The organism is Pseudomonas sp. EMN2, from assembly GCF_009650555.1.
GTDB lineage: Bacteria > Pseudomonadota > Gammaproteobacteria > Pseudomonadales > Pseudomonadaceae > Aquipseudomonas > Aquipseudomonas sichuanensis.
The window spans coordinates 23,862-50,624 of sequence record NZ_VZZR01000024.1 but is presented as its reverse complement, the minus strand read 5'-3'; the positions used below and the strand labels follow the sequence as shown (position 1 = coordinate 50,624).

At 64.4% G+C, this 26,763-nt stretch carries 25 protein-coding genes; 14 read left to right on the top strand and 11 right to left on the bottom strand.

Features of this window, described 5'->3' with window-relative positions:
• The first annotated feature begins 27 nt into the window (after positions 1 to 27).
• From ppc to F6X61_RS08550, 6 genes are all read left to right on the top strand, one after another.
• Entirely contained in the window at positions 28 to 2,655 is a 2,628-nt protein-coding gene (gene ppc / locus F6X61_RS08575; protein WP_153786242.1) for a phosphoenolpyruvate carboxylase, read from the top strand.
• 258 nt (positions 2,656 to 2,913) lie between these two features.
• Entirely contained in the window at positions 2,914 to 3,564 is a 651-nt protein-coding gene (gene adk / locus F6X61_RS08570; RefSeq protein ID WP_028691565.1) for an adenylate kinase, read from the top strand.
• 90 nt (positions 3,565 to 3,654) lie between these two features.
• Positions 3,655 to 4,329 carry a tRNA (adenosine(37)-N6)-threonylcarbamoyltransferase complex dimerization subunit type 1 TsaB gene (gene tsaB, locus F6X61_RS08565; protein WP_153786241.1) on the top strand — a complete coding sequence of 225 codons (675 nt, stop codon included), beginning with the start codon at positions 3,655 to 3,657 and terminating at the stop codon, positions 4,327 to 4,329.
• 129 nt (positions 4,330 to 4,458) lie between these two features.
• Positions 4,459 to 4,743, top strand: a complete 285-nt coding sequence (locus F6X61_RS08560) for a hypothetical protein (protein ID WP_153786240.1) — start codon at positions 4,459 to 4,461, stop codon at positions 4,741 to 4,743.
• Positions 4,744 to 4,746: 3 nt separating this feature from the next.
• Positions 4,747 to 5,616, top strand: coding sequence for a DUF72 domain-containing protein (locus tag F6X61_RS08555; protein ID WP_153786239.1), 870 nt, complete (start codon positions 4,747 to 4,749; stop codon positions 5,614 to 5,616).
• A gap of 32 nt (positions 5,617 to 5,648) precedes the next feature.
• Positions 5,649 to 6,479: an oxaloacetate decarboxylase gene (locus F6X61_RS08550; RefSeq protein ID WP_153786238.1), complete on the top strand. Its 831-nt coding sequence runs from the start codon at positions 5,649 to 5,651 to the stop codon at positions 6,477 to 6,479.
• Positions 6,480 to 6,546: 67 nt separating this feature from the next.
• Here the strand turns inward: F6X61_RS08550 and F6X61_RS08545 are convergent, their stop codons facing one another.
• Positions 6,547 to 7,167 (bottom strand): energy transducer TonB, encoded by a 621-nt coding sequence (locus tag F6X61_RS08545; RefSeq protein WP_153786237.1) that lies wholly within the window; start codon positions 7,165 to 7,167, stop codon positions 6,547 to 6,549.
• 95 nt (positions 7,168 to 7,262) lie between these two features.
• Between F6X61_RS08545 and F6X61_RS08540 the strand changes: the two genes are divergently transcribed.
• Positions 7,263 to 8,045 carry a class I SAM-dependent methyltransferase gene (locus F6X61_RS08540; protein ID WP_153786236.1) on the top strand — a complete coding sequence of 261 codons (783 nt, stop codon included), beginning with the start codon at positions 7,263 to 7,265 and terminating at the stop codon, positions 8,043 to 8,045.
• A gap of 92 nt (positions 8,046 to 8,137) precedes the next feature.
• On the opposite strand, the gene F6X61_RS08535 is transcribed toward F6X61_RS08540, so the two are convergent.
• Positions 8,138 to 8,602, bottom strand: a complete 465-nt coding sequence (locus tag F6X61_RS08535) for a CopD family protein (RefSeq protein WP_125462902.1) — start codon at positions 8,600 to 8,602, stop codon at positions 8,138 to 8,140.
• A gap of 98 nt (positions 8,603 to 8,700) precedes the next feature.
• On the opposite strand from F6X61_RS08535, the gene dinG reads away from it, so the two are divergent.
• From dinG to pdxH, 5 genes are all read left to right on the top strand, one after another.
• On the top strand, positions 8,701 to 10,845 hold the full coding sequence (dinG, locus tag F6X61_RS08530; RefSeq protein WP_153786235.1) for an ATP-dependent DNA helicase DinG: 2,145 nt from the start codon (positions 8,701 to 8,703) through the stop codon (positions 10,843 to 10,845).
• Between the two features lie 80 nt (positions 10,846 to 10,925).
• Positions 10,926 to 13,151 carry a beta-galactosidase gene (locus F6X61_RS08525; RefSeq protein ID WP_153786234.1) on the top strand — a complete coding sequence of 742 codons (2,226 nt, stop codon included), beginning with the start codon at positions 10,926 to 10,928 and terminating at the stop codon, positions 13,149 to 13,151.
• A gap of 124 nt (positions 13,152 to 13,275) precedes the next feature.
• Positions 13,276 to 14,421: a serine hydrolase domain-containing protein gene (locus F6X61_RS08520; protein WP_153786233.1), complete on the top strand. Its 1,146-nt coding sequence runs from the start codon at positions 13,276 to 13,278 to the stop codon at positions 14,419 to 14,421.
• Between the two features lie 99 nt (positions 14,422 to 14,520).
• Positions 14,521 to 15,501, top strand: coding sequence for an OmpA family protein (locus F6X61_RS08515; protein WP_153786232.1), 981 nt, complete (start codon positions 14,521 to 14,523; stop codon positions 15,499 to 15,501).
• Positions 15,502 to 15,520: 19 nt separating this feature from the next.
• Positions 15,521 to 16,168: a pyridoxamine 5'-phosphate oxidase gene (gene pdxH, locus F6X61_RS08510; protein WP_153786231.1), complete on the top strand. Its 648-nt coding sequence runs from the start codon at positions 15,521 to 15,523 to the stop codon at positions 16,166 to 16,168.
• Here the strand turns inward: pdxH and F6X61_RS08505 are convergent.
• Complete coding sequence (locus tag F6X61_RS08505; RefSeq protein ID WP_153786230.1) at positions 16,165 to 16,398, bottom strand: hypothetical protein; 234 nt, start codon at positions 16,396 to 16,398, stop codon at positions 16,165 to 16,167. The genes pdxH and F6X61_RS08505 overlap by 4 nt on opposite strands.
• A gap of 149 nt (positions 16,399 to 16,547) precedes the next feature.
• On the opposite strand from F6X61_RS08505, the gene F6X61_RS08500 reads away from it, so the two are divergent.
• Positions 16,548 to 17,012, top strand: a complete 465-nt coding sequence (locus F6X61_RS08500; protein ID WP_110996277.1) for a glycine zipper 2TM domain-containing protein — start codon at positions 16,548 to 16,550, stop codon at positions 17,010 to 17,012.
• A gap of 63 nt (positions 17,013 to 17,075) precedes the next feature.
• Here F6X61_RS08500 and nhaA read toward each other — a convergent pair whose 3' ends face one another.
• The 8 genes from nhaA to F6X61_RS08460 form a co-directional block, all read right to left on the bottom strand.
• On the bottom strand, positions 17,076 to 18,251 hold the full coding sequence (gene nhaA / locus F6X61_RS08495) for a Na+/H+ antiporter NhaA (protein WP_153786229.1): 1,176 nt from the start codon (positions 18,249 to 18,251) through the stop codon (positions 17,076 to 17,078).
• Positions 18,252 to 18,485: 234 nt separating this feature from the next.
• Entirely contained in the window at positions 18,486 to 20,099 is a 1,614-nt protein-coding gene (locus tag F6X61_RS08490; protein ID WP_153786228.1) for an NAD(P)/FAD-dependent oxidoreductase, read from the bottom strand.
• 103 nt (positions 20,100 to 20,202) lie between these two features.
• Positions 20,203 to 20,877: a COG3650 family protein gene (locus tag F6X61_RS08485; RefSeq protein ID WP_153786227.1), complete on the bottom strand. Its 675-nt coding sequence runs from the start codon at positions 20,875 to 20,877 to the stop codon at positions 20,203 to 20,205.
• Positions 20,878 to 21,064: 187 nt separating this feature from the next.
• Entirely contained in the window at positions 21,065 to 21,766 is a 702-nt protein-coding gene (locus F6X61_RS08480) for an ABC transporter ATP-binding protein (RefSeq protein WP_011532591.1), read from the bottom strand.
• Entirely contained in the window at positions 21,767 to 22,534 is a 768-nt protein-coding gene (gene livG / locus F6X61_RS08475; protein WP_153786226.1) for a high-affinity branched-chain amino acid ABC transporter ATP-binding protein LivG, read from the bottom strand.
• On the bottom strand, positions 22,531 to 23,787 hold the full coding sequence (locus F6X61_RS08470) for a high-affinity branched-chain amino acid ABC transporter permease LivM (RefSeq protein WP_153786225.1): 1,257 nt from the start codon (positions 23,785 to 23,787) through the stop codon (positions 22,531 to 22,533). The genes livG and F6X61_RS08470 overlap by 4 nt, the downstream gene beginning before the upstream one ends.
• Positions 23,784 to 24,707: a high-affinity branched-chain amino acid ABC transporter permease LivH gene (livH, locus tag F6X61_RS08465; protein ID WP_153786224.1), complete on the bottom strand. Its 924-nt coding sequence runs from the start codon at positions 24,705 to 24,707 to the stop codon at positions 23,784 to 23,786. Before livH ends, F6X61_RS08470 begins: the two co-directional genes overlap by 4 nt.
• 236 nt (positions 24,708 to 24,943) lie before the next feature.
• Entirely contained in the window at positions 24,944 to 26,059 is a 1,116-nt protein-coding gene (locus tag F6X61_RS08460) for a branched-chain amino acid ABC transporter substrate-binding protein (RefSeq protein WP_125462913.1), read from the bottom strand.
• 360 nt (positions 26,060 to 26,419) lie between these two features.
• Here F6X61_RS08460 and F6X61_RS08455 point away from each other — a divergent pair, with 360 nt between their 5' ends.
• Complete coding sequence (locus F6X61_RS08455) at positions 26,420 to 26,725, top strand: DUF2288 domain-containing protein (RefSeq protein WP_153786223.1); 306 nt, start codon at positions 26,420 to 26,422, stop codon at positions 26,723 to 26,725.
• The last annotated feature ends 38 nt before the right edge of the window (positions 26,726 to 26,763 follow it).

Here is a 26,763-nt window from a genome sequence, read left to right as displayed (position 1 = left end):
TGCTGTTTCCTGGAGTGGAGAGGCCCGATGAGCGATATCGATCTGCGTTTGCGCGAGGATGTGCATCTTTTGGGGGAGCTGCTTGGCGAGACCATCCGCCAGCAGCATGGCGAGGCGTTCCTGCAGAAAATCGAGGACATCCGCCACAGCGCCAAGGCCGACCGGCTCGTGGAGGGTGAAAAGCTCAGCTCGACCCTGGGCGACCTGGCCGAGGAGGACCTGCTACCCGTGGCGCGGGCCTTCAACCAGTTCCTCAACCTGGCCAACATCGCCGAGCAGTACCAGTTGATTCGCCGTCGCGATGCCGACCAGCCGCAGCCTTTCGAGGCGCAGGTACTGCCCGAACTGCTGGCCCGGCTCAAGTCGGCCGGGCATAGCGACGATGCACTGGCCCGGCAGTTGGCCAAGCTCGATATCCAGCTGGTGCTCACCGCCCACCCCACCGAGGTGGCCCGCCGTACCCTGATTCAGAAATACGACGCCATCGCCGCGCAACTGGCAGCCCAGGACCACCGCGACCTGAGCCCCGACGAGCGCGGGCAGGTACGCGAGCGCCTGCGCCGGCTGATCGCCGAGGCCTGGCACACCGAGGAGATCCGCCGCACCCGCCCCACGCCGGTGGACGAAGCCAAATGGGGCTTCGCGGTGATCGAGCATTCACTGTGGCAGGCCATCCCCGGCCACCTGCGCAAGGTCGATGCGGCGCTGTTCCAGGCCACCGGCCTGCGCCTGCCGCTGGAGAGTGCACCGATCCGCTTCGCCTCGTGGATGGGGGGCGACCGTGACGGCAACCCCAATGTCACCGCCAGCGTGACCCGCGAAGTGCTGCTGCTGGCACGCTGGATGGCCGCCGACCTGTTCCTGCGCGATATCGAAAACCTGGCCGCCGAGTTGTCGATGCAGCAGGCCAGCGCGGCCCTGCGCGAACAGGTCGGTGACAGCGCCGAGCCTTACCGCGCGGTGCTCAAGCAACTGCGTGACCGCCTGCGCGCCACCCGTACCTGGGCCCAGGCGTCCTTGGCGGCTGCACAACCGGCCAGCGCTGCCGTGCTGGTCGACAACCGCGACCTGATCGCGCCACTGGAGCTGTGCTTCCAGTCGCTGCATGAGTGCGGCATGGGCGTGATTGCCGACGGGCCGTTGCTCGACTGCCTGCGCCGGGCAGTGACGTTCGGCCTGTTCCTGGTGCGCCTGGACGTGCGCCAGGATGCCGCCCGCCACCGCGATGCGCTGAGCGAAATCACCGATTACCTGGGGCTCGGGCGCTACGCCGAATGGGACGAAGCGCGGCGCATCGAGTTCCTCCAGGCTGAGCTGAAAAATCGCCGCCCGTTGCTGCCCGGGCACTTCAAGCCCCAGGCCGATACCGCCGAAGTGCTTGCCACCTGCCGCGAGATCGCCGCTGCGCCTGCTGCCTCGCTGGGCTCCTATGTGATCTCCATGGCCGGCGCGGCCTCCGATGTGCTGGCGGTGCAACTGCTGCTCAAGGAAGCCGGGCTGACCCGGCTGATGCGTGTGGTGCCGTTGTTCGAGACCCTCGCCGACCTGGACAACGCCGGGCCGGTGATGGAGCGTCTGCTCGGACTGCCGGGCTACCGCGCCGGCTTGCATGGGCCGCAGGAAGTGATGATCGGCTACTCCGACTCGGCCAAGGACGCCGGCACCACGGCGGCGGCCTGGGCGCAGTACCGCGCCCAGGAACAGTTGGTGCGCATCTGCCGCGAACACCAGGTCGAACTGCTGCTGTTCCATGGCCGCGGCGGTACGGTCGGGCGCGGTGGCGGCCCGGCCCATGCTGCCATCCTGTCGCAGCCGCCGGGGTCGGTGGGCGGGCGCTTCCGGACCACCGAGCAGGGCGAGATGATCCGCTTCAAGTTCGGCCTGCCGGGGATCGCCGAGCAGAACCTCAACCTCTACCTGGCCGCGGTACTGGAGGCGACCCTGCTGCCGCCCCCACCGCCGCAACCGGCCTGGCGCGCGCTGATGGACCAGTTGGCCGCCGACGGGGTCAAGGCTTACCGCGGCGTCGTGCGGGAGAACCCCGACTTTGTCGAGTACTTCCGCCAGTCCACTCCGGAGCAGGAACTTGGCCGCCTGCCGCTGGGCAGCCGCCCGGCCAAGCGGCGTGCCGGGGGTATCGAGAGCTTGCGGGCGATTCCCTGGATTTTCGGCTGGACCCAGACCCGTCTCATGCTGCCGGCCTGGCTCGGCTGGGAAACGGCGCTGAACAATGCCCTGGCCCGTGGCCAGGGCGAGCTGCTGGCGCAGATGCGCGAGCAATGGCCGTTCTTCCGCACCCGCATCGACATGCTCGAAATGGTGCTGGCCAAGGCCGATGCGCAGATCGCCGAGGCCTACGACCAACGTCTAGTGCAACCGCAGCTGCTGCCATTGGGTGCGCACCTGCGCGACCTATTGTCGCAGTCGTGCCAGGTGGTGCTGGGCCTGACCGGGCAGTCGGTGCTACTGGCGCACAGCCCCGAAACCCTGGAATTCATCCGTCTGCGCAACACCTACCTCGACCCCTTGCATCGCCTTCAGGCCGAGCTGCTGGCCCGCTCGCGCAACCGCGAAGCCGCTCTGGACAGCCCGTTGGAGCAGGCTCTGCTGGTCACCGTGGCGGGCATCGCGGCCGGTTTGCGCAATACCGGTTGAGGCGCTCAACCCGTGCCTGCGGTCGGCAAGCCAGCGGCTGCCGACCGTGAACACGAGGGCTGGTTGCGCTGGGCGCAACCGGGGCCCTGCTGGGCTGCGACGGACACTTTGCTGCCCGGTTGGGACGCTTGTCGGGGGGGCGGGGGCTGTGTATCTTGAGCAGCCTTTGGACCGATTTTGCGGTCTCGACCGATTTTCCGGAGTTGGCCTTGTGCGCCGAATCCGTTGATTTGCATAGAAAAATATGAGGAGCACAAGATGCGTGTAATTCTGCTGGGAGCTCCCGGGGCCGGTAAAGGTACTCAGGCAAAGTTCATCACCGAGAAGTTCGGTATTCCCCAGATCTCCACCGGCGACATGCTGCGTGCTGCCGTCAAGGCCGGCACCCCGCTGGGCCTGGAACTGAAGAAAGTCATGGATGCCGGCCAACTGGTCTCCGACGAGCTGATCATCAGCTTGGTCAAGGAGCGCATCGCCCAGCCGGACTGCGCCAACGGCTGCCTGTTCGACGGTTTCCCGCGCACCATCCCGCAAGCTGAAGCCATGGTCGCCGCCGGTGTCGACATCGACGCCGTGGTCGAAATCGCCGTGGACGACGAAGAGATCGTCGGCCGCATGGCAGGCCGCCGCGTACACCTGGCCTCGGGCCGCACCTACCACATTCAGTACAACCCGCCGAAAGTGGAAGGCAAGGACGACGTCACCGGCGAAGACCTGATCCAGCGCGACGACGACAAGGAAGAAACCGTGCGTCATCGCCTGTCGGTCTACCACAGCCAGACCAAGCCGCTGGTGGACTTCTACCAGAAGTTGTCGGCCGCCAACGCCGGCAAGCCGAAGTACAGCCATATCGAAGGCGTCGGCTCGGTCGAGTCGATCACCGCCAAGGTGCTGGCAGCCCTGAGCTGATTCAGCACCGTGCGTCACGACGGCCCGCTTGCGGGCCGTTGTCGTTTATACTGCCGCTCTTTTTCCCCTGTCCCTTGGAAACCGCGTTCGATGACCACCTTGCTGGCCCTGGATACCGCCACCGAAGCCTGTTCCGTCGCCCTGCTGCATGACGGCAAGGTGACCAGCCATTACGAGGTGATCCCGCGCCTGCACGCGCAGAAGCTGCTGCCGATGATCAAGCAGTTGCTGGCCGATACCGGCGTGGCGCTGAGCGCCGTGGATGCCATCGCCTTTGGCCGGGGCCCGGGCGCCTTTACCGGCGTGCGGATCGCCATCGGTGTGGTCCAAGGCCTGGCCTTCGCCCTGCAGCGCCCGGTGTTGCCGATCTCCAACCTGGCCGCGCTGGCCCAGGGCGCGTTGCGCGAGCATGGTGTGCAGCAGGTCGCCGCCTCCATCGATGCGCGCATGGACGAGGTGTATTGGGGTTGCTATCGGGCGGAGCAGGGCGAGATGCGCCTGGTCGGCCAGGAAGTGGTGGTGGCGCCCGAGCGCGTCAGCTTGCCTGAAGGCCTGGCTGGCGAGTGGTTCGGTGCCGGTACTGGCTGGAGCCTGGCCGAGCGTTTGGCGGTGCAGGCCACTGCCAGCGATGCCGCTGCACTGCCCAATGCCCTGGATATCCTCACCCTGGCCACCCATGCCTGGGCCCGTGGCGAAGCGGTCGCCGCCGAGCAGGCGCAACCGGTATATCTGCGCGATAATGTCGCTACGCCCAAGGCACGCTGAGGTCGTTCGTCGGCTATCGCCGTTCACGATAAAACCTTTTGCGCGAACTGTGGTCCAGTTATCGTTCGGGCATTAGCGATGGATCTCTGATGCTGCTAAATTGCCATCATTGATCCTGAGTGCCACGCCATGCGTATCGACGGCTTCTCCTCGCAGAGTTACCCCATCAAGCGCCCGCCGCGCAAAGCGCCGGTGCGTGACGAAGCGATCGACGACGCCGAGATCATCGAAGAGCCCGAACAACAAGCCAGCCGCGCCAGCCGTCGCAGCGGCAACCTGCCGGCCCGCCAGCAGGACCTGATCTTCCCCCGCGCCCGTGACCGGCGTACCTCCACGGCACTGGCCAGCTACCTGACCACCGCTGGCTTCACCGACTGGGATATGGAAGTGCTGGGGCTGGACCTGTACATTTGACGGATGATTCCGTCCCCCCAGCCCTACTTTCTCGGTTGTCCCTCCTGGAGCGAAAACGCCTGGCGTGAGTATCTCTATCCCGCCGATGCCCGCACCGCTGAGTTCCTCGGTTTGTACAGCCAGGTATTCAATGCCGTGGAAGGCAACACCACCTTCTATGCCCGGCCAGCGCCTGCGACGGTAGAGCGCTGGGCGCAGATCATGCCGGCGGGCTTTCGCTTCACGGCCAAGTTTCCGGGCGATGTCAGCCATGCCGGGGATCTGCGCGCACAACTTGATTCGGCGATCGACTTCACGCGTTTGATGGCGCCGTTGGGGGAGCGCGTGTCCCCATACTGGCTGCAGTTGCCGGCACAGTTCGGGCCCTCGCGCATGGGTGAGCTGGCCTATTTTCTGGATGAAGTTGGCGTGCCGGTTGCCGTTGAGGTGCGCAACGATGCGTTCTTCGCCCGTGGAGACGAAGAACGCCTGCTCAATCGGCTGTTGCATGAGCGGGGTGTCGAGCGCATCTGCCTGGACCCGCGAGCTCTGTTCAGTTGCACATCCCGTGAGCCTGGTGTGCTGCATGCGCAGTCCAAGAAGCCCAAGGTGCCGCCGCGCCCGTGTGCGTTCAGCCAGCATCCGCAGGTGCGCTTTATCGGCCACCCTGAGCTTGCGGCCAACGAAACATTCCTTACCCCCTGGGTCGACAAAGTGGCGGCGTGGATCGAAGAGGGCCGTAGCCCCTATGTGTTTCTGCACACCGCCGACAACCGCATGGCGGCAGCGCTTGCCCAGCATTTCCACCAGCGCCTGATGGCACGCCTGCCCGGGCTGGCCGCGTTGCCGGAATTGCCACGCGCGCCCGAGGTCGAACAGCTAGGGCTACTCTGACGACACTCTCTTCATCTGCCGGAGGTTGAACCATGGATGTGCAAACCCTGCGAGCCGAAGCCTTCAAGGCGCTGCATGAGCGCGATGGCGCATTCGTCATTCCCAATCCATGGGATGCAGGCTCGGCCAGGATGCTGGCGGCCCTTGGCTTCGAGGCATTGGCCACCACCAGTGCGGGACTGGCGTTCAGCCTGGGGCGCCCGGATGCCGAAGGCGCCCTGAGCCTCGAGGAAACCCTGGCCAATGCCCAGGCCATCGTGGATGCCACGCCGCTGCCGGTGGCGGCAGACCTGGAAAACGGCTTTGGCGATTTGCCCGAGGACTGTGCGCAGACGATCCTGCGCGCTGCCGCAACCGGCCTGGTGGGCGGTTCGATCGAAGATGCCAGTGGCCGCAGCGAGGCGCCGATCTACGACTTCGACCTGTCCGTGGCACGCGTGCGCGCAGCCGTGGAAGCCACTCGTCAACTGCCATTTCCGTTCACGCTTTGCGCCCGTGCCGAGAACCTGCTGCACGGCAAGCTGGACCTGGACGACACCATTCGGCGCCTGCAGGCCTATGCCGACGCCGGTGCCGATGTGTTGTATGCGCCTGGGCTGCGCAGCGTCGATGAGATTCGCGCGGTGGTGCAGGCCGTGGCGCCCAAGCCGGTAAACGTGCTGATGGGCATGCCGGGGGTGCCGCTTGGCGTCAACCAGTTGCAGGACCTGGGCGTGAGGCGCATCAGTGTCGGTTCGTCGCTGGCTCGCGCCGCACTGGGTGCCTTCCAGCGCGCAGCGTTGGAAATCCGCGACCAGGGCACGTTCGGCTATGGCGATCAGGCGATGCCATTTGCTCAGCTCAATGATCTGTTTCGCCGCTGAAAACCCGTGCAGTAGGGGATTGCAACGTAGCCCGGCACTCCCGGTGTCAGCCAGCTAGCCAGCGTTCTCAGGCGTACGCGCGGACGTTGTTCAACACCACTGGGCGGGCCCAATGGATGTCGAATTCCAGGTCGTTTTGCTGCTTGGCCAGGGTCGGTTCGTCGAATGGCTCTGGCGCCGGATCGAGCAGGTTCTTCTCGAGTTCGGCGATCGGCAGGAACAGTGGGCGAGGCGATGGCGCGGGGCCTGGCTCGGCAATCGGATGGCCCTGGCTCATGACCACCGGACGCAGCCAGCTGTTGCTGATGTCGAGGTCGCGCTGCTGGGTGATCAGCTCGGCGGTGCTGAAGGGTTCGGGCGCCGGTTCCAGCAGGTTGGCCTCGAGCTCCGCCTTGGGCAGGAACAGCGGCTCGGGAGGGATGATTTCGGTGTCATGCACCGGCAGGGCGCGCTGAGCATCGATCAAGGCCAAGGCCCTGGCGCCGCCGACAGGTTCGCCGCTTTCTTTGTCGTACTGCACCAGCGCCTGGCTGACGCTGTCGATTTCCCCTTGCGGCTGCTCGGCCATGGCCCGGGCGAAGAAGTCCTGCCACAGGTGGCTGACGCCGCCCAGTGCCTGGGAGTTCTGTCGACCGTAGTTGCCGACAGGCGACAGGTAGGTCAAGCCGATGGGGAGAGTGTCTGACATGGCAGTCGCGCGCGTTGTGCTCTGGCAGAATAGCGGATACTGCGTGTATCGGCTGAGGCCGGGGTTTCATTAATTAATTTCGAGTGCGGGATCCGATGGTAGAGCAAGAGCTGGGCACAGGTATCAGGATCGAGGCACTGGCCCCCGAATTCCAGGCGCAGGCGCTGGCATGGGCCGAACGCCTGGGCTTGCCGCTGGCCGACGAAGCGGCCGGGTTTGCCGTGCAGGTCGGTGCCGATGGCCTGCAGATCCAGCAACTGGGCCCACAGGCACCCGGCCCTGTGCGGGTGGATTTCGTCGAGGGCCAGGCGGCGCATCGGCGGCTGTTCGGTGGTGGCAACGGGCAGATGATCGCCAAGGCGGTGGGTATCGCCCAGGGCGTGCGGCCGCAGGTGCTCGATGCCACGGCGGGGTTGGGCAAGGATGCGTTCGTGCTGGCCAGCCTGGGCTGCCAGATGACCTTGATCGAGCGTCAGCCGTTGATCGCTGCGTTGCTGGAAGATGGCCTGGCGCGGGCGCGGGGGGATCTTGAGGTGGGGGCGATCGTCGAGCGCATGCGGCTCTTGACTGGCAATGCCATCGAGCGCATGCGCGGGTGGGAAGGGGAGGCGCCCCAGGTGATCTACCTTGATCCGATGTTCCCGCATCGGGACAAGAGCGCGTTGGTGAAGAAGGAAATGCGCGTGTTCCGGCCGTTGGTCGGTGATGACCTGGATGCGCCGGCGTTGCTCGAGGCGGCGTTGGCGCTGGCTTCGCACCGGGTGGTGGTCAAGCGGCCGCGCAAGGCGCCGATTATCGATGGGCCGAAGCCGAGCCATAGCCTTGAGGGGAAGTCGAGTCGGTACGACATTTACCCGAAGAAGGCTTTGAAAGCTTGAATTGAGTGTTCGCCGATAGATCTCATAGGCGCAGAAGATCTATCGGCGAACACCTGGTGGCCTTCACGCAAAACCCAAAGGCCCGGCCCCCATCACACCAAAACCCGCGAACTCGCCACCGCCACCACCGCCAGCCCAATCGCCAGATTGACCCCCACCATCCGCCGAATCCGCCCCAGAACCCCAGCCCCCGCCGCCCAATCCTCAGCCTGCACCGCCGTGCGCAATTCAGGCAGCAGCAACGACTGGATCCGCATGAACAACGCAAACATCACGATCCCGCCACCAATCATCACCTGAACATACCGCGGTGCCGTCTCGAACCCGGCAAAGCGCAGGTGAATCATGCCCACCCCGCTGATCGCCAGGATCGCCACCGCCAGCCAGACCCATCTGAAGAACCGCTGGAAAACTTCCACCCACAAACGCAGCCGCGCCGGCCCCTCCAGGGCTGCAACCGTGGCCGGGCGCAGGATCAGCCAGGCGAAGAACATACCGCCGACCCAGACCAGGGCAGCAAGGACATGCAGGGTGTAGGGCAGGGCAAAGGCGAGCATCCGGATCTCCATGCGGCACAAAGGGCAATAGCGGGGTATGATAGCCGGCCCATGCGAAACACTGAAAATATATCCAGCCCTCCGGGCGCCTGCAGACCATGATCAGCAACGAACTCAAAGCCACCATCCAGGGCGCCTACACGCGTTTCCTCGAAGCCAAAAGCCTCAAGCCACGCTATGGCCAGCGCCTGATGATCGCCGAAGTGGCCAAGGTGCTCGGCGACATCGCCTGCGACGACGAAGGGCGCCGTGCCGGCGAGCCCGCCGTGGTGGCGGTCGAGGCGGGTACCGGTACCGGCAAGACCGTCGCCTACGCCCTTGCCGCGATCCCGGCCGCCAAGGCCGCCGGCAAGCGCCTGGTGATCGCCACCGCGACCGTGGCGCTGCAGGAACAGATCGTGCTCAAGGACCTGCCCGACCTGATGCGCAACAGCGGGCTGAACTTCAGCTTCGCCCTGGCCAAGGGCCGTGGCCGCTACCTGTGCCTGTCCAAGCTCGACATCCTGCTGCAGGAGGGCCACGCCCAGTCGGCCACCGCCCAGCTGTTCGAAGAGGAAGGTTTCCACATCGAAGTCGACGAGCGCAGCCAGAAGCTGTTCAACAGCATGATCGAGAAGCTCGCCGGCAACCGTTGGGACGGTGATCGCGACAGCTGGTCGGAAGCCGTCGAGGACCAGGACTGGGCACGCCTGACCACCGACCACAGCCAGTGCACCGGCCGCCATTGCCCGAACTTCCAGCAGTGCGTGTTCTACAAGGCGCGCGAAGGCATGGGCAAGGTCGATGTGATCGTCACCAACCATGACATGGTCCTCGCCGACCTTGCGCTGGGCGGCGGCGCCGTACTGCCCGACCCGCGCGACACCATGTACGTGTTCGACGAAGGCCATCACCTGCCGGACAAGGCCATCGGCCATTTTGCCCACTATTCGCGCCTGCGTTCCACCGCCGACTGGCTGGAGCAGACGGCCAAGAACCTCACCAAACTGTTGGCCCAGCACCCGCTGCCGGGCGACCTGGGGCGCTACATCGAGCAGGTGCCCGAGCTGGCCCGCGAGGTGCGCACCCAGCAGCAGTTCATGTTCACCCTGTGCGAGCAGGTTGCGGACTTTCGCACCGGTGAAGACATGGAAGGCCGCGACCGCCCGCGCTACCGCTTCGAAGGTGGCGTGGTGCCCGAGCAGATCCGCGAAGTCGGCATTGAACTGAAAAAAGGCTTCGCTCGCCTGAATGACCTGTTCACCCGCCTGGCCGACCTGCTCAAGGAAGGCATGGACGGCGAGAACAATATCGGCATTGCCAGCCACCAGGCCGAGGAATGGTACCCGCTGTTCGGCAGCCTGGTGACCCGTGCCCAGGGTAACTGGGAACTGTGGACCGCGTTCACCGCCGAGGACCCGGAAGACAACCCGCCCATGGCGCGTTGGTTGACCCTGGCCGAAAGTGGCGCGCTGTTCGATATCGAGGTCAACGCCAGCCCGATTCTCGCCGCCGAGATGTTGCGAAAAAGCCTCTGGAACGTCGCCCATGGCGCCCTGGTGACGTCGGCGACCTTGACCGCGCTGGGCAAGTTCGATCGCTTTCGCATGCGCTCGGGGCTGCCGCGCGACGCGGTGCAGTGCGTGGTGCCCAGCCCGTTCGTGCATGGCGATGCCGGCCTGTTGCGGGTGCCCGACCTGGGCGCTGACCCGCGCGATGCCACGGCGCACACCGCATCGATCATCCGTGAGCTGCCGAACATTGTCGAAGGTGCACGGGGCGCGCTGGTGCTGTTCTCGTCGCGCAAACAGATGCAGGACGTGTTCGATGGCCTGGACCGCGACTGGCGCAAACTGGTGCTGATCCAGGGCAATCTGTCCAAGCAGGAAACCCTGAACAAGCACAAGGCGCGGGTCGACGATGGCCAGCACAGTGTGCTGTTCGGCCTGGCCAGTTTCGCCGAGGGTGTCGACCTGCCGGGCGCTTACTGCGAGCACGTGGTCATCGCCAAGATCCCGTTCTCGGTGCCGGATGACCCTGTCGAGGCCGCGTTGTCCGAATGGATCGAGGCCCGCGGCGGCAACCCGTTCATGGAAATCGCCGTGCCTGACGCTTCGCTCAAGCTGATCCAGGCCTGCGGGCGCCTGCTGCGGACCGAACAGGACCGCGGCGTCATCACCTTGCTCGACCGGCGCCTGGTCACCCAGCGTTACGGCAAGGCTATTCTCAATGCGCTGCCGCCATTCCGACGGGAGATCGGTTGACCGCCGGAGCAAGACGCGTTCCTTGTTGTCCATACTCGATCGCGAGCCCATGACGGGCTCGGAAGGAGAGCCACCGCCCTATGATCCGCCGTACCCTGCCTGTGATGTTCTCCTTGTTGTTCAGTGCGCCGTTGCTGGCCGGGCAACAGACACTGTTCAGCTTCGTGCGCCCCGCCGCAGTGGTCAGCGTGACCACCCAGGACGCTGCGATGCCGCAGTACAACGCGGAGCAGACCGCCGAAGGCGAGGTGTTGCGGCGGGTGGTATTCAATCCGGTGGCGCAACCGACCTTGCGCCTGGCACCGCCGAGTGGTGCCTGGGACTGGTCGGCCGGGCAGGCCCTGACACTGCGCCTGCAAAGTGGCATGGACTGGGCACTGACCGTCGACGTGGCGGTACAGAGCAGCGATGGGCGCACCCTCACCAGCCGTATCGACTTGCCGGCAGGGCCGGCGCAGACCGTGATGATTCCCCTCAAGGCCAGCTCGCCGCTCAGCCAGGGCATGCGTGCCGGCCCGCCGATGCCATGGGTCCATGAAGGCCAGCGCCTGCTGCTGAGCAGCAGTGCAGGGGAGGTGGACCTCAAGCAAGTCACCTCTGTCAGCCTGAGCATCCCCAGCCCCAAAGTCGCGCAAAGCCTGTTGATCGAGAAAGTCGGCCTGCAGGACGACGACCAGGCGTTCAAAGCCGCCTACGGCGAGCTGATCGACGGCTATGGCCAGTCCACCCGTGGGCGCTGGCCGGAAAAGATCGTCAGCGACGACCAGCTCAAGGCCGCCGACAGCCGCGAGCAGGGGCAACTGAAAAGCTGGCTGGGCGAGCGCGACAAGCTCGGCCTGGACGCCTATGGCGGCCTGCTGGCGGGGCCAGCCTTCGAGGCCAAGGGCTTCTTTCGTACGGAAAAACGCGACGGGCGCTGGTACCTGGTGACGCCCGACGGGCACCCGTTCTATTCCCTGGGCGTCAATGCCGTCGCCGCCGATGGCGGGCGTACTTACGTCGCCGGCCGCGAAAGCATGTTCAAGGCACTGCCGGCTGATGGCGAGGCGCTGGCGGCGTTCTATGGCGAAGGCAACAACGATGATGGCAACAGCTCGTCACAGGGGCGCCAGTTCAAGCAGGGGCGCTGGTTCGATTTCTATGCGGCCAACCTGCAGCGCACCTACGGCAAGCCCTGCGCGGCGTCGCCCGAACAGGCCTGCCCGCCACTGGCCCTGGACGTGCCGCGCTGGCAGGCACACAGCCTCGACCGCCTGCAAGCCTGGGGCTTCAATACCCTGGGCAACTGGAGCGACCCTGGCTTTGCCCAGGCCAAGCGCATGCCGTACACGCTGCCACTGTCGATCGTCGGCGACTACGCCAGCATCAGCACCGGCATGGATTGGTGGGGGCGCATGCCTGACCCGTTCGACCCGCGTTTCGCCATGGCCACCGAGCGCGCCGTGGCCATCGCCGCCCGTGATCACCGCGACGACCCGTGGCTGATCGGCTACTTCGCCGACAACGAACTGGCCTGGGCCGCACCAGGTGACGACCCGAAGGCCCGCTATGGGTTGGCCTACGGCACTCTGCGCCTGACCACCGATGTACCGGCCAAGCGCGCGTTCCTCAAGCAGCTGCGCGACAAGTACCGCAACCAGGAAGGGCTGTCGAAAGCCTGGGGCATCGAGCTGAAGGCCTGGGAGCTGATGGAAGACCCTGGCTTCGAGGCCCCGCTGCCAGACCCTGCGCACCCGGAAATCGAGCGTGACTACCAGTACTTCCAGCAGGTGTTCGCCCAGACCTACTTCAAGACCATTGCCGACTCTCTGAAGTGGCATGCCCCCAATCACCTGCTGCTGGGTGGCCGCTTCGCCGTGAGCACGCCGGAAGCGGTCAAGGCCTGCGCCGAGTTCTGCGACGTGCTCAGCTTCAACTTCTATACCCTCAAGCCCGAAGACGGCTATGACTTCGCCAGGCTGGCCGAGCTGGACAAGCCGGTGCTGGTCTCGGAGTTCCAGTTCGGCTCCCGCGACCGCGGCCCGTTCTGGCCCGGCCCGCTGGAAGTGGCCCGCGAGGAAGACCGTGGCCCGGCCTACGGCAACTTCCTCAAGGCGGCCCTGGCCCAGCCGATGATCGTCGGCGCCCATTGGTTCCAGTACCTCGACCAGCCGGCCAGCGGGCGTCTGCTGGATGGCGAAAACGGTCATCTGGGGCTGGTGGCCATCACCGATGTGGCCTATCCGGGCTTTGTCGAGGCGGTGCGCCGCAGCAACCTGCAAGCCGTTGGTCAGTTACGCAAGGCCCTCGACAAACCCGCGCAGTGACCGCCCTGCGCGCCTCGAATAACAGTTTTTCCTTACGACCACCCGGCCACATTCAGTAGGCAAAAGGGCCAACTACTGAAACAATGCACGCCTTTTTCAGCAAGGTCGTACGGAGAACAGGCGGGTGCAGATTCAGGGCCACTATGAGCTGAAGTTCGAGGCGGTGCGTGAAGCTTTCGCCGCGTTGTTCGAGGATCCCCAGGAGCGTGGTGCGGCACTGTGCATCCAGGTCGGCGGCGAGACCGTGGTCGATCTGTGGGCCGGCAGTGCCGACAAGGATGGCCGTGAGGCCTGGCACAGCGACACCATCGCCAACCTGTTTTCCTGCACCAAGACCTTCACCGCCGTCACCGCCCTGCAACTGGTGGGCGAGGGCAAGCTGGCACTGGATGCGCCGGTTGCGCGCTACTGGCCGGAATTCGCCCAGGCCGGCAAGGAGCAGGTCACCCTGCGCCAGCTGCTCAGCCACCGCGCCGGCCTGCCGGCCATCCGTGAACTGTTGCCGGCCGAGGCGCTGTACGACTGGCAGGCGATGGTCGACGCGCTGGCCGCCGAGGCCCCCTGGTGGACCCCAGGCACCGAGCATGGTTATGCCGCGATCACCTATGGCTGGCTGATCGGTGAGCTGATTCGCCGCGCCGATGGCCGTGGGCCGGGCGAGTCGATTGTGGCGCGCACCGCCAAACCGCTGGGCCTGGATTTCCATGTGGGCCTGGCGGACGAAGAATTCCACCGCGTGGCGCACATCGCCCGCGGCAAGGGCAACCCAGGGGATGCGGCGGCCCAGCGCCTGCTGCAGGTGACCATGCGCGAGCCCGAAGCACTGTCGACCCGCGCCTTTACCAACCCGCCGGCGATCCTCACCAGCACCAACAAGCCGGAATGGCGGCGCATGCAGCAACCGGCGGCCAATGGCCACGGCAACGCACGCAGCCTGGCGGGGTTCTACGCCGGCCTGCTCGATGGCAGCCTGCTGGAATCCGAACTGCTCGACGAGCTGACTCGCGAGCACAGCCTCGGCCAGGACCGCACCCTGCTGACCCAGACCCGCTTTGGCCTGGGCTGCATGCTTGACCAGCCCCAGGTGGCCAACGCCACCTTCGGCCTTGGCGCCCGGGCTTTCGGGCATCCGGGGGCCGGTGGCTCGGTCGGCTTTGCCGACCCCGAACACGACGTGGCCTTCGGCTTCGTCACCAATACGCTGGGTCCTTACGTGCTGATGGATCCGCGCGCGCAAAAACTGGTACGTGTGCTTGCCGGCTGCCTTTGATCGGGTGGCGCGGGTATTGCCCCGACCCTTTGACTATCCTCAGTGCCAACGCCTGAAAGGTGTGGGTAGAATTTCTTTCAATTTCATGGTGTATCACTGATGTCTTCACATAAAACCTTAGCACTTGCCCTGTGCCTGACCATGACTGGCTGCGCCAGCCACTCCCAGGACAGTTCGAAAGACGGCGGCTCGAGCTGGTGGCCGTTCGGTTCGGATAAGGTCGCCGACAAGGAAGTGAAAGCGGCCGTGACCGAAAACGTCGCCAAGGCCGACGCCAAGTCCGAGAGCGGCAGCCGCTGGTGGTGGCCATTCGGTGGCGACGAGAAAACCTCGCAAGCGGCGGCCGTGCCAAAGATCGACCAGAAGGCCACCCAGGCCTGGCTCGACCAGTACGAACCCAAGGTGCGCGAAGCCATCAAGGGCAGCAAGTTCGAGCTGGAGCGCCGTGAAGACGTGCTGGCGGTGACCATCCCGGTCGACGGCTCCTATAACCCGGACCGCCCGAACATGCTGCTGCCGGTGACCCTGAGCCCGATCACCCAGGTGGCCAAGGCCATTGAAACCGACAGCAAGACCGCCATCCTCATCCTCGGCCATGGCGATAGCAGTGGCGCCACCGCCGCCACCCAGAAGCTGAGCCTCGAGCGTGCCGCTTCGGTGTCGGCGATTTTCCGTCTCAGCGGCCTGCAACGTGATCGCCTGATGCTCAAGGGCATGGGCTCGGTCATGCCGCGCGCCGCCAACGACAGCGCCCCGGGCCGTGCCCTGAACCGCCGTGTCGAATTGCTGCTGACGCCCAAGGACACCATGGTCGCCCTGTTGGCCAAGTACCAGCAGGCCGCGCCTGCGCCGGCCGCCGCGCCGATGGTTGCGGTGCAGGACACCAAGGCCCCGGCCGCCAAGGCCGCAGCCGCCAAACCGGCCGCCAAGCCTGCGGCGAAAAAACCTGCCGCCAAAGCCAAGGCTCCGGCCAAGGCCACTACGGCTGCGAAAAAGAAAGCCGCACCGGCCAAACCTGCCGCGAAGAAGGCCAGCACCGACAAGAAAGTCGCCGCCAACAGCCCTGCGAAGACCAACTGATCGTCAAGGAAACGCAGCCATGACCCAATCCCTGGCCGATATGCGCCGCGACTACACCCGTGATGGCCTGGCCGAAGCCCAGGCGCCGGGTGAGCCGTTCGCGCTGTTCCACCAATGGTTCGCCGATGCGGTGAAGACCGAGCAGCTGCCGGTGGAAGCCAACGCCATGACCCTGGCCACTGTCGATGCCGACGGCCGCCCGCATTGCCGGGTGCTGTTGCTCAAGGCCCTCGATGCCCAGGGTTTCACCTTCTTCACCAACTACGAAAGCGCCAAGGGCCAGCACATCGCGGCCAGGCCATTTGCGGCCATGACCTTCTTCTGGCCGGCGCTGGAGCGTCAGGTGCGGATCGAGGGGCGGGTGGAAAAGGTCACGGCCAAGGAGTCGGACGATTACTATCAGGTGCGCCCGCTGGGCAGCCGCCTGGGGGCCTGGGCGTCGCCGCAGAGCCGGGTGATCGCTGATCGCGAGGAGCTGGAAGGGCTGGTCAAGGCCACCGAGGCGCGCTTCTCCGATACGCAACCCCATTGCCCCGAGCACTGGGGTGGCTATCGCTTGCTGCCAGAGCGCATCGAGTTCTGGCAGGGCCGCGCCAGCCGCTTGCATGATCGCCTGAACTATCGGCTGGTGGATGGCCAGTGGCAGCGTGAGCGCCTGGCACCTTAACCCTTGAACGCAGCGGCCTCGCGCTCCAGCCAGGCCGCCAGCGTTTTGCGTTTGATCTTTTCTGCCCGCGCCCGCTCCAGCAACTGGAGCATGAATGCCTGCTTCGCCGGATCCTGCCCGGCCAGCGAGAGCGCCAGGTCACGGTCCATCCAGCGCCTCATTCGCACATACAGCCAGCCGTGGAAGTACAGGCCGGCGACTGTCGTCACCACGACGATGAAGTAATCCATGGCTATTCTTGGTCCAACCTGAGTGTCCCGTGCACAGCCGATGGTGGCTGTACCTGAGCTGAATGGGAACAAATTTATAACGTTTGCGCCGTGACACCCGTCAAGGCGAGGCGTCTAATGAGCACCTGAAACTTTTGGAGATTGTCCTCATGCGTAAATCCGTTTTGCTGGTGGCGAGCTTCACCACCATGGCGTTGTTGCTGGGCGGCTGCCAGTCGTCGCTGACCGGTGACAGCTACTCCCGTGATGAGGCCCGCCGCGTGCAGACCGTGCGCATGGGCACCATCGAATCGCTGCGTCCCGTGAAGATCGAAGGCACCAAGACGCCAATCGGTGGTGGTGCCGGCGCCATTGTTGGTGGTGTTGCCGGCAGTGCGGTTGGCGGTGGCCGTGGCAGCATCGTTGCTGCTGTGATCGGTGCCGTGGCTGGTGGCCTGGCCGGTTCCGCCGCCGAAGAAGGCCTGACCCGCACCCAGGGCGTCGAGATCACCGTGCGTGAAGACGATGGCAGCATGCGCGCCTATGTGCAGCAGGTGCAGCAGAACGAAATCTTCCGCGTTGGCGAGCGTGTGCGCATCATGACTGTCGATGGCACCAGCCGCGTCACGCACTGATCGCCAGACAAAACAAACCCCGACACGGCATTGCCGGTCGGGGTTTCTTTTTGCCTGCTGGAGTCAGCGCACAGCGGTTTTGCGGCTCGCCATGGCAGTGATCAGGTAACCGACCACGGCGGCGAAGAAGGAACCGGTGAGGATGCCCATGCGGTCCATGCCCGCGTAGTCGCTGCTACCCGGTACGAAGGCCAGGGAGCCGACGAACAGGCTCATGGTGAAGCCGATGCCGCAGAGGATCGCCACCCCGAGCACCTGCCCCCAGTTGGCTTCGGCCGGCAGCGCGGCCAGGCGCAGCTTGACGGCAAGCCAGGTCAGGCCGAACACCCCGACCGTCTTGCCGGCCAGCAGGCCGAGGGTGATGCCCATGGGCACCGGATGGGTAAAGCTTTCCAGGGTGACACCGGCCAGCGAAACCCCGGCGTTGGCAAAGGCGAACAGCGGCAGGATGGCGTAGGCGACCCAGGGGTGCAACGCGTGTTCCAGGCTCAGCAACGGCGAGGTTTCGGCGTGCTTGGTACGCAGCGGGATGCACAGGGCCAGGGCCACACCGGCAAGGGTGGCATGCACACCGCTCTTGAGCACGCAGACCCAGAGAATCAGGCCGATCACCAGGTAAGGGCCCAGCTTGACCACCCCCAGGCGGTTCATGGCGAGCAAGGCGATCAGGCAGGCGCCGGCCAGCATCAGCGACAGGCTGGAGAGGGTGCCGGAATAGAACAGGGCGATGACGATGATCGCGCCCAGGTCGTCGATGATCGCCAGGGTCATCAGGAACAGCTTCAGCGACACCGGCACACGCTTGCCCAGCAATGCGAGCACGCCCAGTGCGAAGGCAATGTCGGTGGCGGTAGGGATCGCCCAGCCGGCCACGGCAGCCGGGTTGTCGCGGTTGATGAACCAATAGATCAGCGCCGGCACCACCATGCCGCCGACGGCGGCAGTGGCGGGCAGGATCACCTGCGAAGGCTTGGACAGGTGGCCGTCGACCACCTCGCGCTTGACCTCCAGGCCGATGAGCAGGAAGAACAGCGCCATCAGGCCATCGTTGATCCACAGCAGCAGTGGCTTGGCGATCTCGAGGGCGCCGACCTGGACGGCGACCGGTACTTCGAGCAGGCCGTTGTACAGATAGGAAAGCGGCGAATTGTTGATGATCAGGGCCAGCACGGCGGCGGCGATCAGCAGCAGGCCGCTGGCGGCTTCCAATTGGAAGAAACGAGCGAAGAGGCTACGCACGGGTGAGGGCTCTCCAAATAGCTGGATTGAAACGGGCGTACACCCTAGCGTGTGGGGATATTCTTTAAAACAAAAACTATATTCGTTTTTGTTATAAGGTGTTGCAAGTTTGACTGGGCAAGCCTAGACGGCAATGCGGAAAAGGGCAGGAAGGTAATTCTCAGAAGTGGGTCGGAAAAATCCGAGAGCGACTGCAGGCCTGTGCCGCCAAGGCGACACAGGCCTGCCCAACGGTCAGTCGCTCAGGCCCAGCATGTCCCGCGCTACGGCTTCGGCGATGCGGATGCCGTCGACACCGGCGGACAGGATGCCGCCAGCGTAGCCCGCGCCTTCACCCGCCGGGAACAGGCCCTTGAGGTTCAGGCTCTGGAAGCTGTCGTCACGGGTGATGCGCAGCGGCGAGGAGGTGCGCGTTTCGATCCCGGTCAGCACGGCGTCATGCAGGCTGTAGCCCTTGATCTGGCGGTCGAAGGCCGGCAGTGCCTCGCGGATGGCTTCGATGGCGAAGGCAGGCAGGCTTGCCGCCAGGTCACAGAGGGTGACGCCCGGCTTGTACGAAGGCTCGACGCTGCCTAGCGCCGTGGACGCACGGCCGGCCACGAAGTCTCCGACCAACTGCGCCGGTGCCTGGTAGTTGCTGCCGCCCATCACGTAGGCGTGGGATTCCAGGCGCTCCTGGAGTTCGATGCCGGCCAGCGGGCTGCCTGGGTAATCGCGCTCCGGGTCGATGCCGACGACCAGCCCCGAGTTGGCGTTGCGCTCGTTGCGCGAGTACTGGCTCATACCGTTGGTGACCACACGGCCCGGTTCGCTGGTGGCGGCGACCACGGTGCCGCCCGGGCACATGCAGAAGCTGTAGACCGAGCGGCCGTTCTTGGCGTGATAAACCAGCTTGTAGTCAGCAGCACCCAGCTTCGGATGGCCAGCGTACTTGCCCAGGCGCGCCTTGTCGATCAGCGACTGTGGGTGCTCGATGCGGAAACCGACCGAGAACGGCTTGGCCTCCATGAACACGCCCTTGGCGTGGAGCATGCGGAACGTGTCACGGGCGCTGTGGCCCAGGGCCAGGACCACATGGCGCGACAGCAACTGCTCGCCGCTCTGCAGGACCACGCCGGTCAGTTGCTCGCCATCGACCAGCAGGTCGGTGACCTTCTGTTCGAAGCGCACTTCACCGCCCAGGCTGATGATCTCTTCGCGCATCTTCTCGACCATGCTGGTCAGGCGGAAGGTGCCGATGTGCGGCTTGTTGATGTAGAGGATTTCTTCCGGCGCACCGGCCTTGACGAACTCTTCCAGCACCTTGCGGCCATGGTGCTGCGGGTCCTTGATCTGGCTGTACAGCTTGCCGTCGGAGAAGGTCCCGGCGCCGCCTTCGCCGAACTGCACGTTGGACTCGGGGTTGAGCACGCTCTTGCGCCACAGGCCCCAGGTGTCCTTGGTGCGCTGGCGCACTTCCTTGCCGCGCTCGAGGACGATCGGCTTGAAGCCCATTTGTGCCAGCAACAGGCCGGCGAAGATGCCGCACGGGCCGAAGCCGACCACCACCGGGCGTTCCTGCACTGCCGCTGTGGCGTGGCCGACGAACTTGTAGCTGACGTCCGGGGCGACGCTGATTTTCGGATCGTCGGCGAACACCCGCAGCAGTTCGTCTTCGTTGCTGGTTTCGAGGTCGATGGTGTAGATGAACAGCAGCTCGCTGTTCTTCTTGCGCGCATCGTAGCTGCGCTTGAACAGGGTGAAACCGAGCAGTTGCTCATCCGCGATGCCCAGGCGCTGGACGATGGCTGCGCGCAGCTCGTCGTCGGAGTGGTCCAGGGGCAGCTTGAGTTCGGTGATTCGTAGCATGGCAGGGTCCAGTATCCCGGCCATGGGCGGCCGGCGGCTTTACACAAACCGCCAAGTATAAGCTGTTCGCCGCCCCGACTGGCAGGATAAAAGCACCCGGCGATCAGAGGTCGCGGGCACCGCCGTAGTAAGCGCAGCCCTTGAGGGGCTGGCCGTCGATGCGCAGCTCGGCCTTGAGGTGGCGGATCGCGCCGGTGGCAACGTCGACGCAGCGCTGCGGCGCGACCCACAGCTCGACACGCTGGCCGTTGGCTTCGCTGGACAGGCTCAGGCCGCCGCCGGGCAGCTCTTCTTCGAGGAACGGCAGCGGCAGCGGTTCCTGGCCGACGCGGTTGAGCACCATGCCTTTGCCGCTGGCCTTGATGTCCCAGTCCGGCTCGTGGCCGCCGGCGCGCAGGGTCAGTTGCTTGAAGTTGGGGTCTTCGCAACCGTGGGCGGTGGGTTCCAGGCGGTACAGGCGGGTGACGTCGATCTGGCCGTCGCTGCCGGCCTGCTTGCTGCCGGTCAGGCGGCCGCGCAGGTCGCTGAACAGTTTGGCCTTGGAGTCCTTGGCCAGGTTGGCGGCTTCTTGCAGGATCGCGGTGCTGCCGGCGTCATTGATGATGAACTGACGGGCTTCGTTGCAGGGTTTGAACAGCAGGTGGCCGCCACCGGCGCTGAGTTCGCCCTGCATGCGCGTGGTGCCGAGGTTCGGGTCGACCGGCTTTTCGGCCAGCACCTGGCAGCCAGCGAACAGGGGCAGCAGGGCGGCGAGCAACAGGGGAGGGGTGAGGCGCATCGGGCGGGCTCCGGGGAACTGTGCAAAAGAGCTGGCCACGTTACTCAGGGTGGGCGGGGATCACAAGGGCCTCATCGCGGGGCAAGCCCGCTCCCACGCTGCCTAATTAATAGCGTGGGAGCGGGCTTGCCCCGCGATAAGGCCCGCACAGGCACAAGAAAAAAGGGCCCGAAGGCCCTTTGATCTTTCAACCCCCCAGGTACGCGTCACGCACCTTCGGATCGGTCAGCAGCGCTTCACCGGTACCCTGCATCACCACCTTGCCGTTCTCCAGCACATAGGCTCGGTCGGCGATCTTCAGCGCCTGGTTGGCGTTCTGCTCCACCAGGAACACCGTCACGCCATCGCGGCGCAGCTGTTCGATGATGTCGAAGATCTGCTGGATGATGATCGGCGCCAGGCCCAGCGAAGGCTCGTCGAGCAGCAACAGCTTGGGCTTGCTCATCAGCGCACGGCCGATGGCCAGCATCTGCTGTTCGCCACCGGACATGGTGCCGCCGCGCTGGATATAGCGCTCCTTCAGGCGCGGGAACAGCTGCAGGACCTTGTCCAGCTGCTCCTGGTAGTCGCCCTTGTCGGTGAAGAAACCGCCCATGGCCAGGTTTTCCTCGACGGTCAGGCGAGAGAACACGCGGCGGCCTTCCGGCACCACCGCGATGCTCTTGCGCATGATGTGCGAGGAGCTTTGGCCGACCAGCTCTTCACCCAGGTACTTGATGCTGCCGCTGCTCGCCTGGGGCGAACCGCAGAGAGTCATCAGCAGCGTCGACTTGCCGGCGCCGTTGGCACCGATCAGGGTGACGATTTCGCCCTGGTTGATCTCTACGTTGACGCTGTGCAGCGCCTGGATCTTGCCGTAGAAGGTGGAAACGTTCTCGAACTTCAGCATTTACGCCTCCCCCAGGTAGGCCTTGATCACATCAGGGTTGCCGCGAATCTCTTCCGGCGTGCCATCGGCCAGGGGCGTGCCCTGGTTGATGACCACGATGTGGTCGGAGATGCTCATCACCAGTTTCATGTCGTGCTCGATCAGCAGCACGGTCACGTTGTGGGCTTCACGCAGGTAGCTGATGAGCGCCTTGAGGTCTTCGGTTTCCTTGGGGTTCAGGCCGGCGGCCGGTTCGTCGAGCATGATGATCCGTGGCTGGGTCATCATGCAGCGGGCGATTTCCAGGCGCCGTTGCTGGCCATAGGCGAGGGTGCCGGCGGTACGGTTGGCGAACTCGGTCAGGTTGACCTTCTCCAGCCAGTACTGCGCGCGTTCCATGGCCTCTTTTTCGCTGCGGCGGAAGCTCGGGGTCTTGAACAGGCCGGCGAAGAAGTTGGTGTTGAGGTGGCGGTGCTGAGCGATCAGCAGGTTCTCCAGCGCGGTCATTTCCTTGAACAGGCGCACGTTCTGGAAGGTCCGCACCACGCCCTTGCGGGCGATCTGATGGCCGGCCAGGCCCTGGATGGGCTGGCCGTCGAGCAGGATGGTGCCGCCGCTGGGTTTGTAGAAGCCGGTCAGGCAGTTGAACACGGTGGTCTTGCCGGCGCCGTTCGGGCCGATCAATGCCACCACCTGTTTCTCCTTGACGGTCAGGCCCACGCCGTTGACCGCCAACAAGCCGCCGAAGCGCATGCTCAGGCCGCTGACTTGCAGAATTTCGCGGCTCATCGAGGCAGCTCCAGGTGAGGACGTTGCATGGGCAGCAGGCCCTGCGGACGCCAGATCATCATCAACACCATCAGCGCACCGAACATCAGCATCCGGTATTCGCTGAACTCACGCATCATCTCCGGCAGCAGGATCATCACGATGGCCGCGAGAATCACGCCCAACTGCGAACCCATGCCACCCAGCACGACGATGGCGAGGATGATCGCCGACTCGATGAAGGTGAACGACTCCGGTGTCACCAGCCCTTGGCGGGCGGCGAAGAAGCTGCCGGCGAAACCGGCGAAGCAGGCACCCAGGGTGAATGCCGAGAGCTTGATCACGGTGGGGTTCAGGCCCAGCGCACGGCAGGCGATCTCGTCTTCACGCAGCGCTTCCCAGGCACGGCCGATCGGCATGCGCAGCAGGCGGTTGATGACGAACAGCGCCAGCAGGGCCAGCAGCAGGGCGACCAGGTAGAGGAAGATGACCTTGTTGATCGAGTTGTATTCCAGCCCGAAGAACTCGTGGAAGGTCTGCATGCCTTCGGCAGCTTTACGTTCGAAGGTCAGGCCGAAGAACTCCGGCTTGGGGATGTTGCTGATGCCGTTGGGGCCGCCGGTCCAGTCGGTGAGGTTACGCAGGAACAGGCGAATGATCTCGCCGAAGCCCAGCGTAACGATCGCCAGGTAGTCGCCGCGCAGGCGCAGCACCGGGAAACCGAGCAGGAAGCCGAAGGTGGCTGCCATCAGGCCGGCGATCGGCAGGCACACCCAGAAGCTCCAGCCCAGGTAGTGCGAGAGCATCGCGTAGCTGTAGGCGCCGACGGCGTAGAAACCGACATAACCCAGGTCGAGCAGGCCCGCCAGGCCGACCACGATGTTCAGGCCCAGGCCCAGCAACACGTAGATCAGGATCAGGGTGGCGATGTCGACCGCGCCGCGCGAGCCGAAGAACGGCCAGATCAGGGCGGCGACGATCAGGCCGATGATCACCCAGCGCTGGGTTTTCGGCAGGGTGAGGAAGTTGCTCACCGAAGGCGGCACCAGCTTGCGGTCCGAGCGGCGGCCCATCACCGCGCTCCACTGCTTGTCGAACAGCACGCGCAGGAACATCAGCAGCGAGCACACGGCAATGATGCTGATGGTGAACGAGCCCTGGCTGTGAACGATCAGGCTGATGCCATCGATGCTCAGTTTCAGGCCCAGCACCGGGAAGGCCACGGCCCAGACCAGCAAGGCGCTGAAGAACGCCTGTTTGAGATTTCTGTTCATACTTTTTCAACCTCCGGGCGGCCCAGGATGCCGGTCGGCCGGAACAGCAGGACAAGAACCAAAAGACCGAATGCCACCACGTCCTTGTACTGGTCGCCGAAGATGTCGGCGCCGAACGCTTCGGCCACGCCCAGCACCAGCCCGCCGAGCATGGCGCCCGGAATGCTGCCGATGCCGCCCAGTACCGCCGCGGTGAAGGCCTTCAGGCCCACCAGGAAACCGGCGTTGGGGTTGATCACCCCGTACTGCATGCTCAGCAGCACGGCCGCCACCGCCGCCAGCGCGGCACCGATGACGAAGGTCAGGGCGATGATGTTGTTGGTGTTGATACCCAGCAGGTTGGCCATCTTGATGTCCTCGGCGCAGGCGCGGCAGGCGCGGCCCAGGCGGGAACGGGAGATGAACAGGGTCAGGCAGGTCATGGCGATCAATGTCACCACGAAGACCAGGATCTGCATGTAGCTGATCAGGACTTCTTCCGCGCCGCCCGGCCCGAAGGAAAGGCTCCCGGGGATCAGGTTGGGGATGGATTTGTCCTTGGAATCCTGGGACAGCAACACGGTGTTCTGCAGGAAGATCGACATGCCGATGGCGGAGATCAGCGGGATCAGCCGGTTGCTGTTGCGCAGCGGCCGGTAGGCGACCCGTTCGATGCTGTAGCCGTAGGCACTGGTGACGCAGATGGTGGCGACGAAGGCCACGGTCATCAGGATCGGCAGCGAATGGATACCCATCATGGCCAGCCCGGCAAGGGCGATGAAGGCCACGTAGGAACCGATCATGTACACCTCGCCGTGGGCGAAGTTGATCATGCCGATGATGCCGTACACCATCGTGTAACCGATGGCGATCAGGGCATAGGTACTGCCGATGGTCAGTCCGTTAACCAGTTGTTGTAGGAAATGGTAGATCTCAGGCATTACAGCGCTCCTAAAAACCTGATTTGCATTTCACTGGTGGGGGATGACCCCGGCCCATGTTCTCGTGGTCTTCGCCACGTGATCTTTTGCGGGCACTGCCAGGAAACCGCGGGTGACGGTTTTAAGATTTTCAGGTGGACCGGCCCCCGGATCGCGGGGATCAGGCCCATAGAACCTCGTAAAACAAAGCCCACTGCTCGCACAGTGGGCTTCTCGGTCAGCTATTAGTCACGCAGTTACTGAGGAGAGACTTCGGTCTTCGGCTTGCCGAAGTGCCATTCGTAGACCACGAACTTGAAGTCTTTCAGGTCGCCTTTCTCGTCGTAGGACAGCTCGCCGGTCGGGGTCTTGAACTTGCCGGCGTGGATGGCTGCAGCCACCTTGTCGGTGTCTTCGGACTTGGCGGCCTTGATGCCTTCGGCGATCAGCTCCACAGCCGAGTAGGCCGGGAACACGAACGGACCGCTCGGGTCTTTGCCGTCAGCCTTGATGGCGTCGACGATGGCCTTGTTCGCCGGGTCCTGGTCGAAGGACTTCGGCAGGGTCACCAGCAGGCCTTCGGAGGCGTTCTGGGCGATCTGCGAGATGGAGTCGTTACCCACGCCTTCCGGGCCCATGAACTTGGCTTTCAGGCCCTTTTCCTGTGCCTGGCGCAGGATCAGGCCCAGCTCTGGGTGGTAGCCGCCGTAGTAGACGAAGTCGACGTTGTTCTGCTTGAGCTTCTGGATGATCGAGGAGAAGTCCTTGTCACCGGCGTTCAGGCCTTCGAAGACGGCAACCTTGGTGCCTTTCTTCTCGAGGGTCTGCTTGACCGCGGTGGCGATGCCTTCACCGTACTGCTGCTTGTCGTGCAGTACCGCGACCACTTTCGGTTTGACGTGGTCGGCGATGTAGTTGCCGGCGGCCGGGCCCTGGGCGCTGTCCAGGCCGATGGTGCGGAAGATCAGCTTGTAGCCACGGGCGGTGATTTCCGGCGAGGTGGCGGCCGGGGTGATCATGATCACGCCTTCGTCTTCGTAGATGTCGGACGCAGGCTGGGTGGAGCTGGAGCACAGGTGGCCGATCACGAACTTGACGCCGTCGTTGACCACTTTGTTGGCGACTGCAACGGCCTGTTTAGGGTCGCACGCGTCGTCGTATTCCTTGGCTTCGAGCATCTTGCCATCGACGCCGCCCTTGGCGTTGATGTCCTTGATGGCCTGTTTGGCGCCGATGAACTGCATGTCGCCGTACTGGGTGACCGGACCGGTCTTCGGGCCGGCGATGCCGATCTTGATGGTATCGGCGGCAAACGAATGGCTGGCAACCCCGGCCAGAACCATTGCGGCGAACAGCTTGGAAATCTTGATCATAGTGCTCCACTCATTCTGTTGTAATTCTTATAGTCCTGGAGGCCAGGCCTACAGACCGGGCGGGATTTGCGGCTGGCTACGCCTAACCGGCAACCCCACCTTCCCCCGGAACATGTCCCGGAACTGTACCGGTACAGTGTAGAGCGCCGTCCGAGCGCTTGAAAAGCGGGCGAAAAGCGTCTGTTTCCTGGGGTGTCGCCTGATCGACATAAAGATACAGAAAAGCGCCATCACTTTGCCTGCACTCTCGACTCGCCCCCACAAGTTCGCGCCGAATCGACCAAATTACGTATTTGAAACCGGGTTTTTCTGCAAAAATGCCGGCCTTTTTTCTTGGCCGATTTTTGCGCAGGTAAACCCATGACTGATCAAGTAAGCACCCTCTATGCCAAATTGCTCGGCGAGACCGCTGTCATCGAGTGGAAAGCCCTGGAACGTTTTTGGGCCAAGGGTGACCTGATTTGGGTCGACCCGAGCATCGACCTGATCGTCGTTGCCGAAGCAATGGCCGAGAATCGCAGCGAGATCTTTGCCAAGTGGCGCAGTGATGGCACCGTCGGACCGGTTTCGGCAGAGCAGGCACTCGACCTGCAAACCCGCGATCCAGAGATCTGGGCAGTGGTCGTTTCGCCGTTCATCGTGATTCAGGAAAAGAAAGCGGAATAAGCACGCGCTTTTTTAGTGCGCAAAATCGCACAGACGCC

Coding starts and splice junctions, on each gene's coding strand:
- ppc (WP_153786242.1), top strand. CDS start 28: ATGAGCGATATCGATCTGCGTTTGCGCGAGGATGTGCATCTTTTGGGG.
- adk (WP_028691565.1), top strand. CDS start 2,914: ATGCGTGTAATTCTGCTGGGAGCTCCCGGGGCCGGTAAAGGTACTCAG.
- tsaB (WP_153786241.1), top strand. CDS start 3,655: ATGACCACCTTGCTGGCCCTGGATACCGCCACCGAAGCCTGTTCCGTC.
- F6X61_RS08560 (WP_153786240.1), top strand. CDS start 4,459: ATGCGTATCGACGGCTTCTCCTCGCAGAGTTACCCCATCAAGCGCCCG.
- F6X61_RS08555 (WP_153786239.1), top strand. CDS start 4,747: ATGATTCCGTCCCCCCAGCCCTACTTTCTCGGTTGTCCCTCCTGGAGC.
- F6X61_RS08550 (WP_153786238.1), top strand. CDS start 5,649: ATGGATGTGCAAACCCTGCGAGCCGAAGCCTTCAAGGCGCTGCATGAG.
- F6X61_RS08545 (WP_153786237.1), bottom strand. CDS start 7,167: ATGTCAGACACTCTCCCCATCGGCTTGACCTACCTGTCGCCTGTCGGC.
- F6X61_RS08540 (WP_153786236.1), top strand. CDS start 7,263: ATGGTAGAGCAAGAGCTGGGCACAGGTATCAGGATCGAGGCACTGGCC.
- F6X61_RS08535 (WP_125462902.1), bottom strand. CDS start 8,602: ATGCTCGCCTTTGCCCTGCCCTACACCCTGCATGTCCTTGCTGCCCTG.
- dinG (WP_153786235.1), top strand. CDS start 8,701: ATGATCAGCAACGAACTCAAAGCCACCATCCAGGGCGCCTACACGCGT.
- F6X61_RS08525 (WP_153786234.1), top strand. CDS start 10,926: ATGATCCGCCGTACCCTGCCTGTGATGTTCTCCTTGTTGTTCAGTGCG.
- F6X61_RS08515 (WP_153786232.1), top strand. CDS start 14,521: ATGTCTTCACATAAAACCTTAGCACTTGCCCTGTGCCTGACCATGACT.
- pdxH (WP_153786231.1), top strand. CDS start 15,521: ATGACCCAATCCCTGGCCGATATGCGCCGCGACTACACCCGTGATGGC.
- F6X61_RS08505 (WP_153786230.1), bottom strand. CDS start 16,398: ATGGATTACTTCATCGTCGTGGTGACGACAGTCGCCGGCCTGTACTTC.
- F6X61_RS08500 (WP_110996277.1), top strand. CDS start 16,548: ATGCGTAAATCCGTTTTGCTGGTGGCGAGCTTCACCACCATGGCGTTG.
- F6X61_RS08490 (WP_153786228.1), bottom strand. CDS start 20,099: ATGCTACGAATCACCGAACTCAAGCTGCCCCTGGACCACTCCGACGAC.
- F6X61_RS08485 (WP_153786227.1), bottom strand. CDS start 20,877: ATGCGCCTCACCCCTCCCCTGTTGCTCGCCGCCCTGCTGCCCCTGTTC.
- F6X61_RS08480 (WP_011532591.1), bottom strand. CDS start 21,766: ATGCTGAAGTTCGAGAACGTTTCCACCTTCTACGGCAAGATCCAGGCG.
- livG (WP_153786226.1), bottom strand. CDS start 22,534: ATGAGCCGCGAAATTCTGCAAGTCAGCGGCCTGAGCATGCGCTTCGGC.
- F6X61_RS08470 (WP_153786225.1), bottom strand. CDS start 23,787: ATGAACAGAAATCTCAAACAGGCGTTCTTCAGCGCCTTGCTGGTCTGG.
- livH (WP_153786224.1), bottom strand. CDS start 24,707: ATGCCTGAGATCTACCATTTCCTACAACAACTGGTTAACGGACTGACC.
- F6X61_RS08460 (WP_125462913.1), bottom strand. CDS start 26,059: ATGATCAAGATTTCCAAGCTGTTCGCCGCAATGGTTCTGGCCGGGGTT.
- F6X61_RS08455 (WP_153786223.1), top strand. CDS start 26,420: ATGACTGATCAAGTAAGCACCCTCTATGCCAAATTGCTCGGCGAGACC.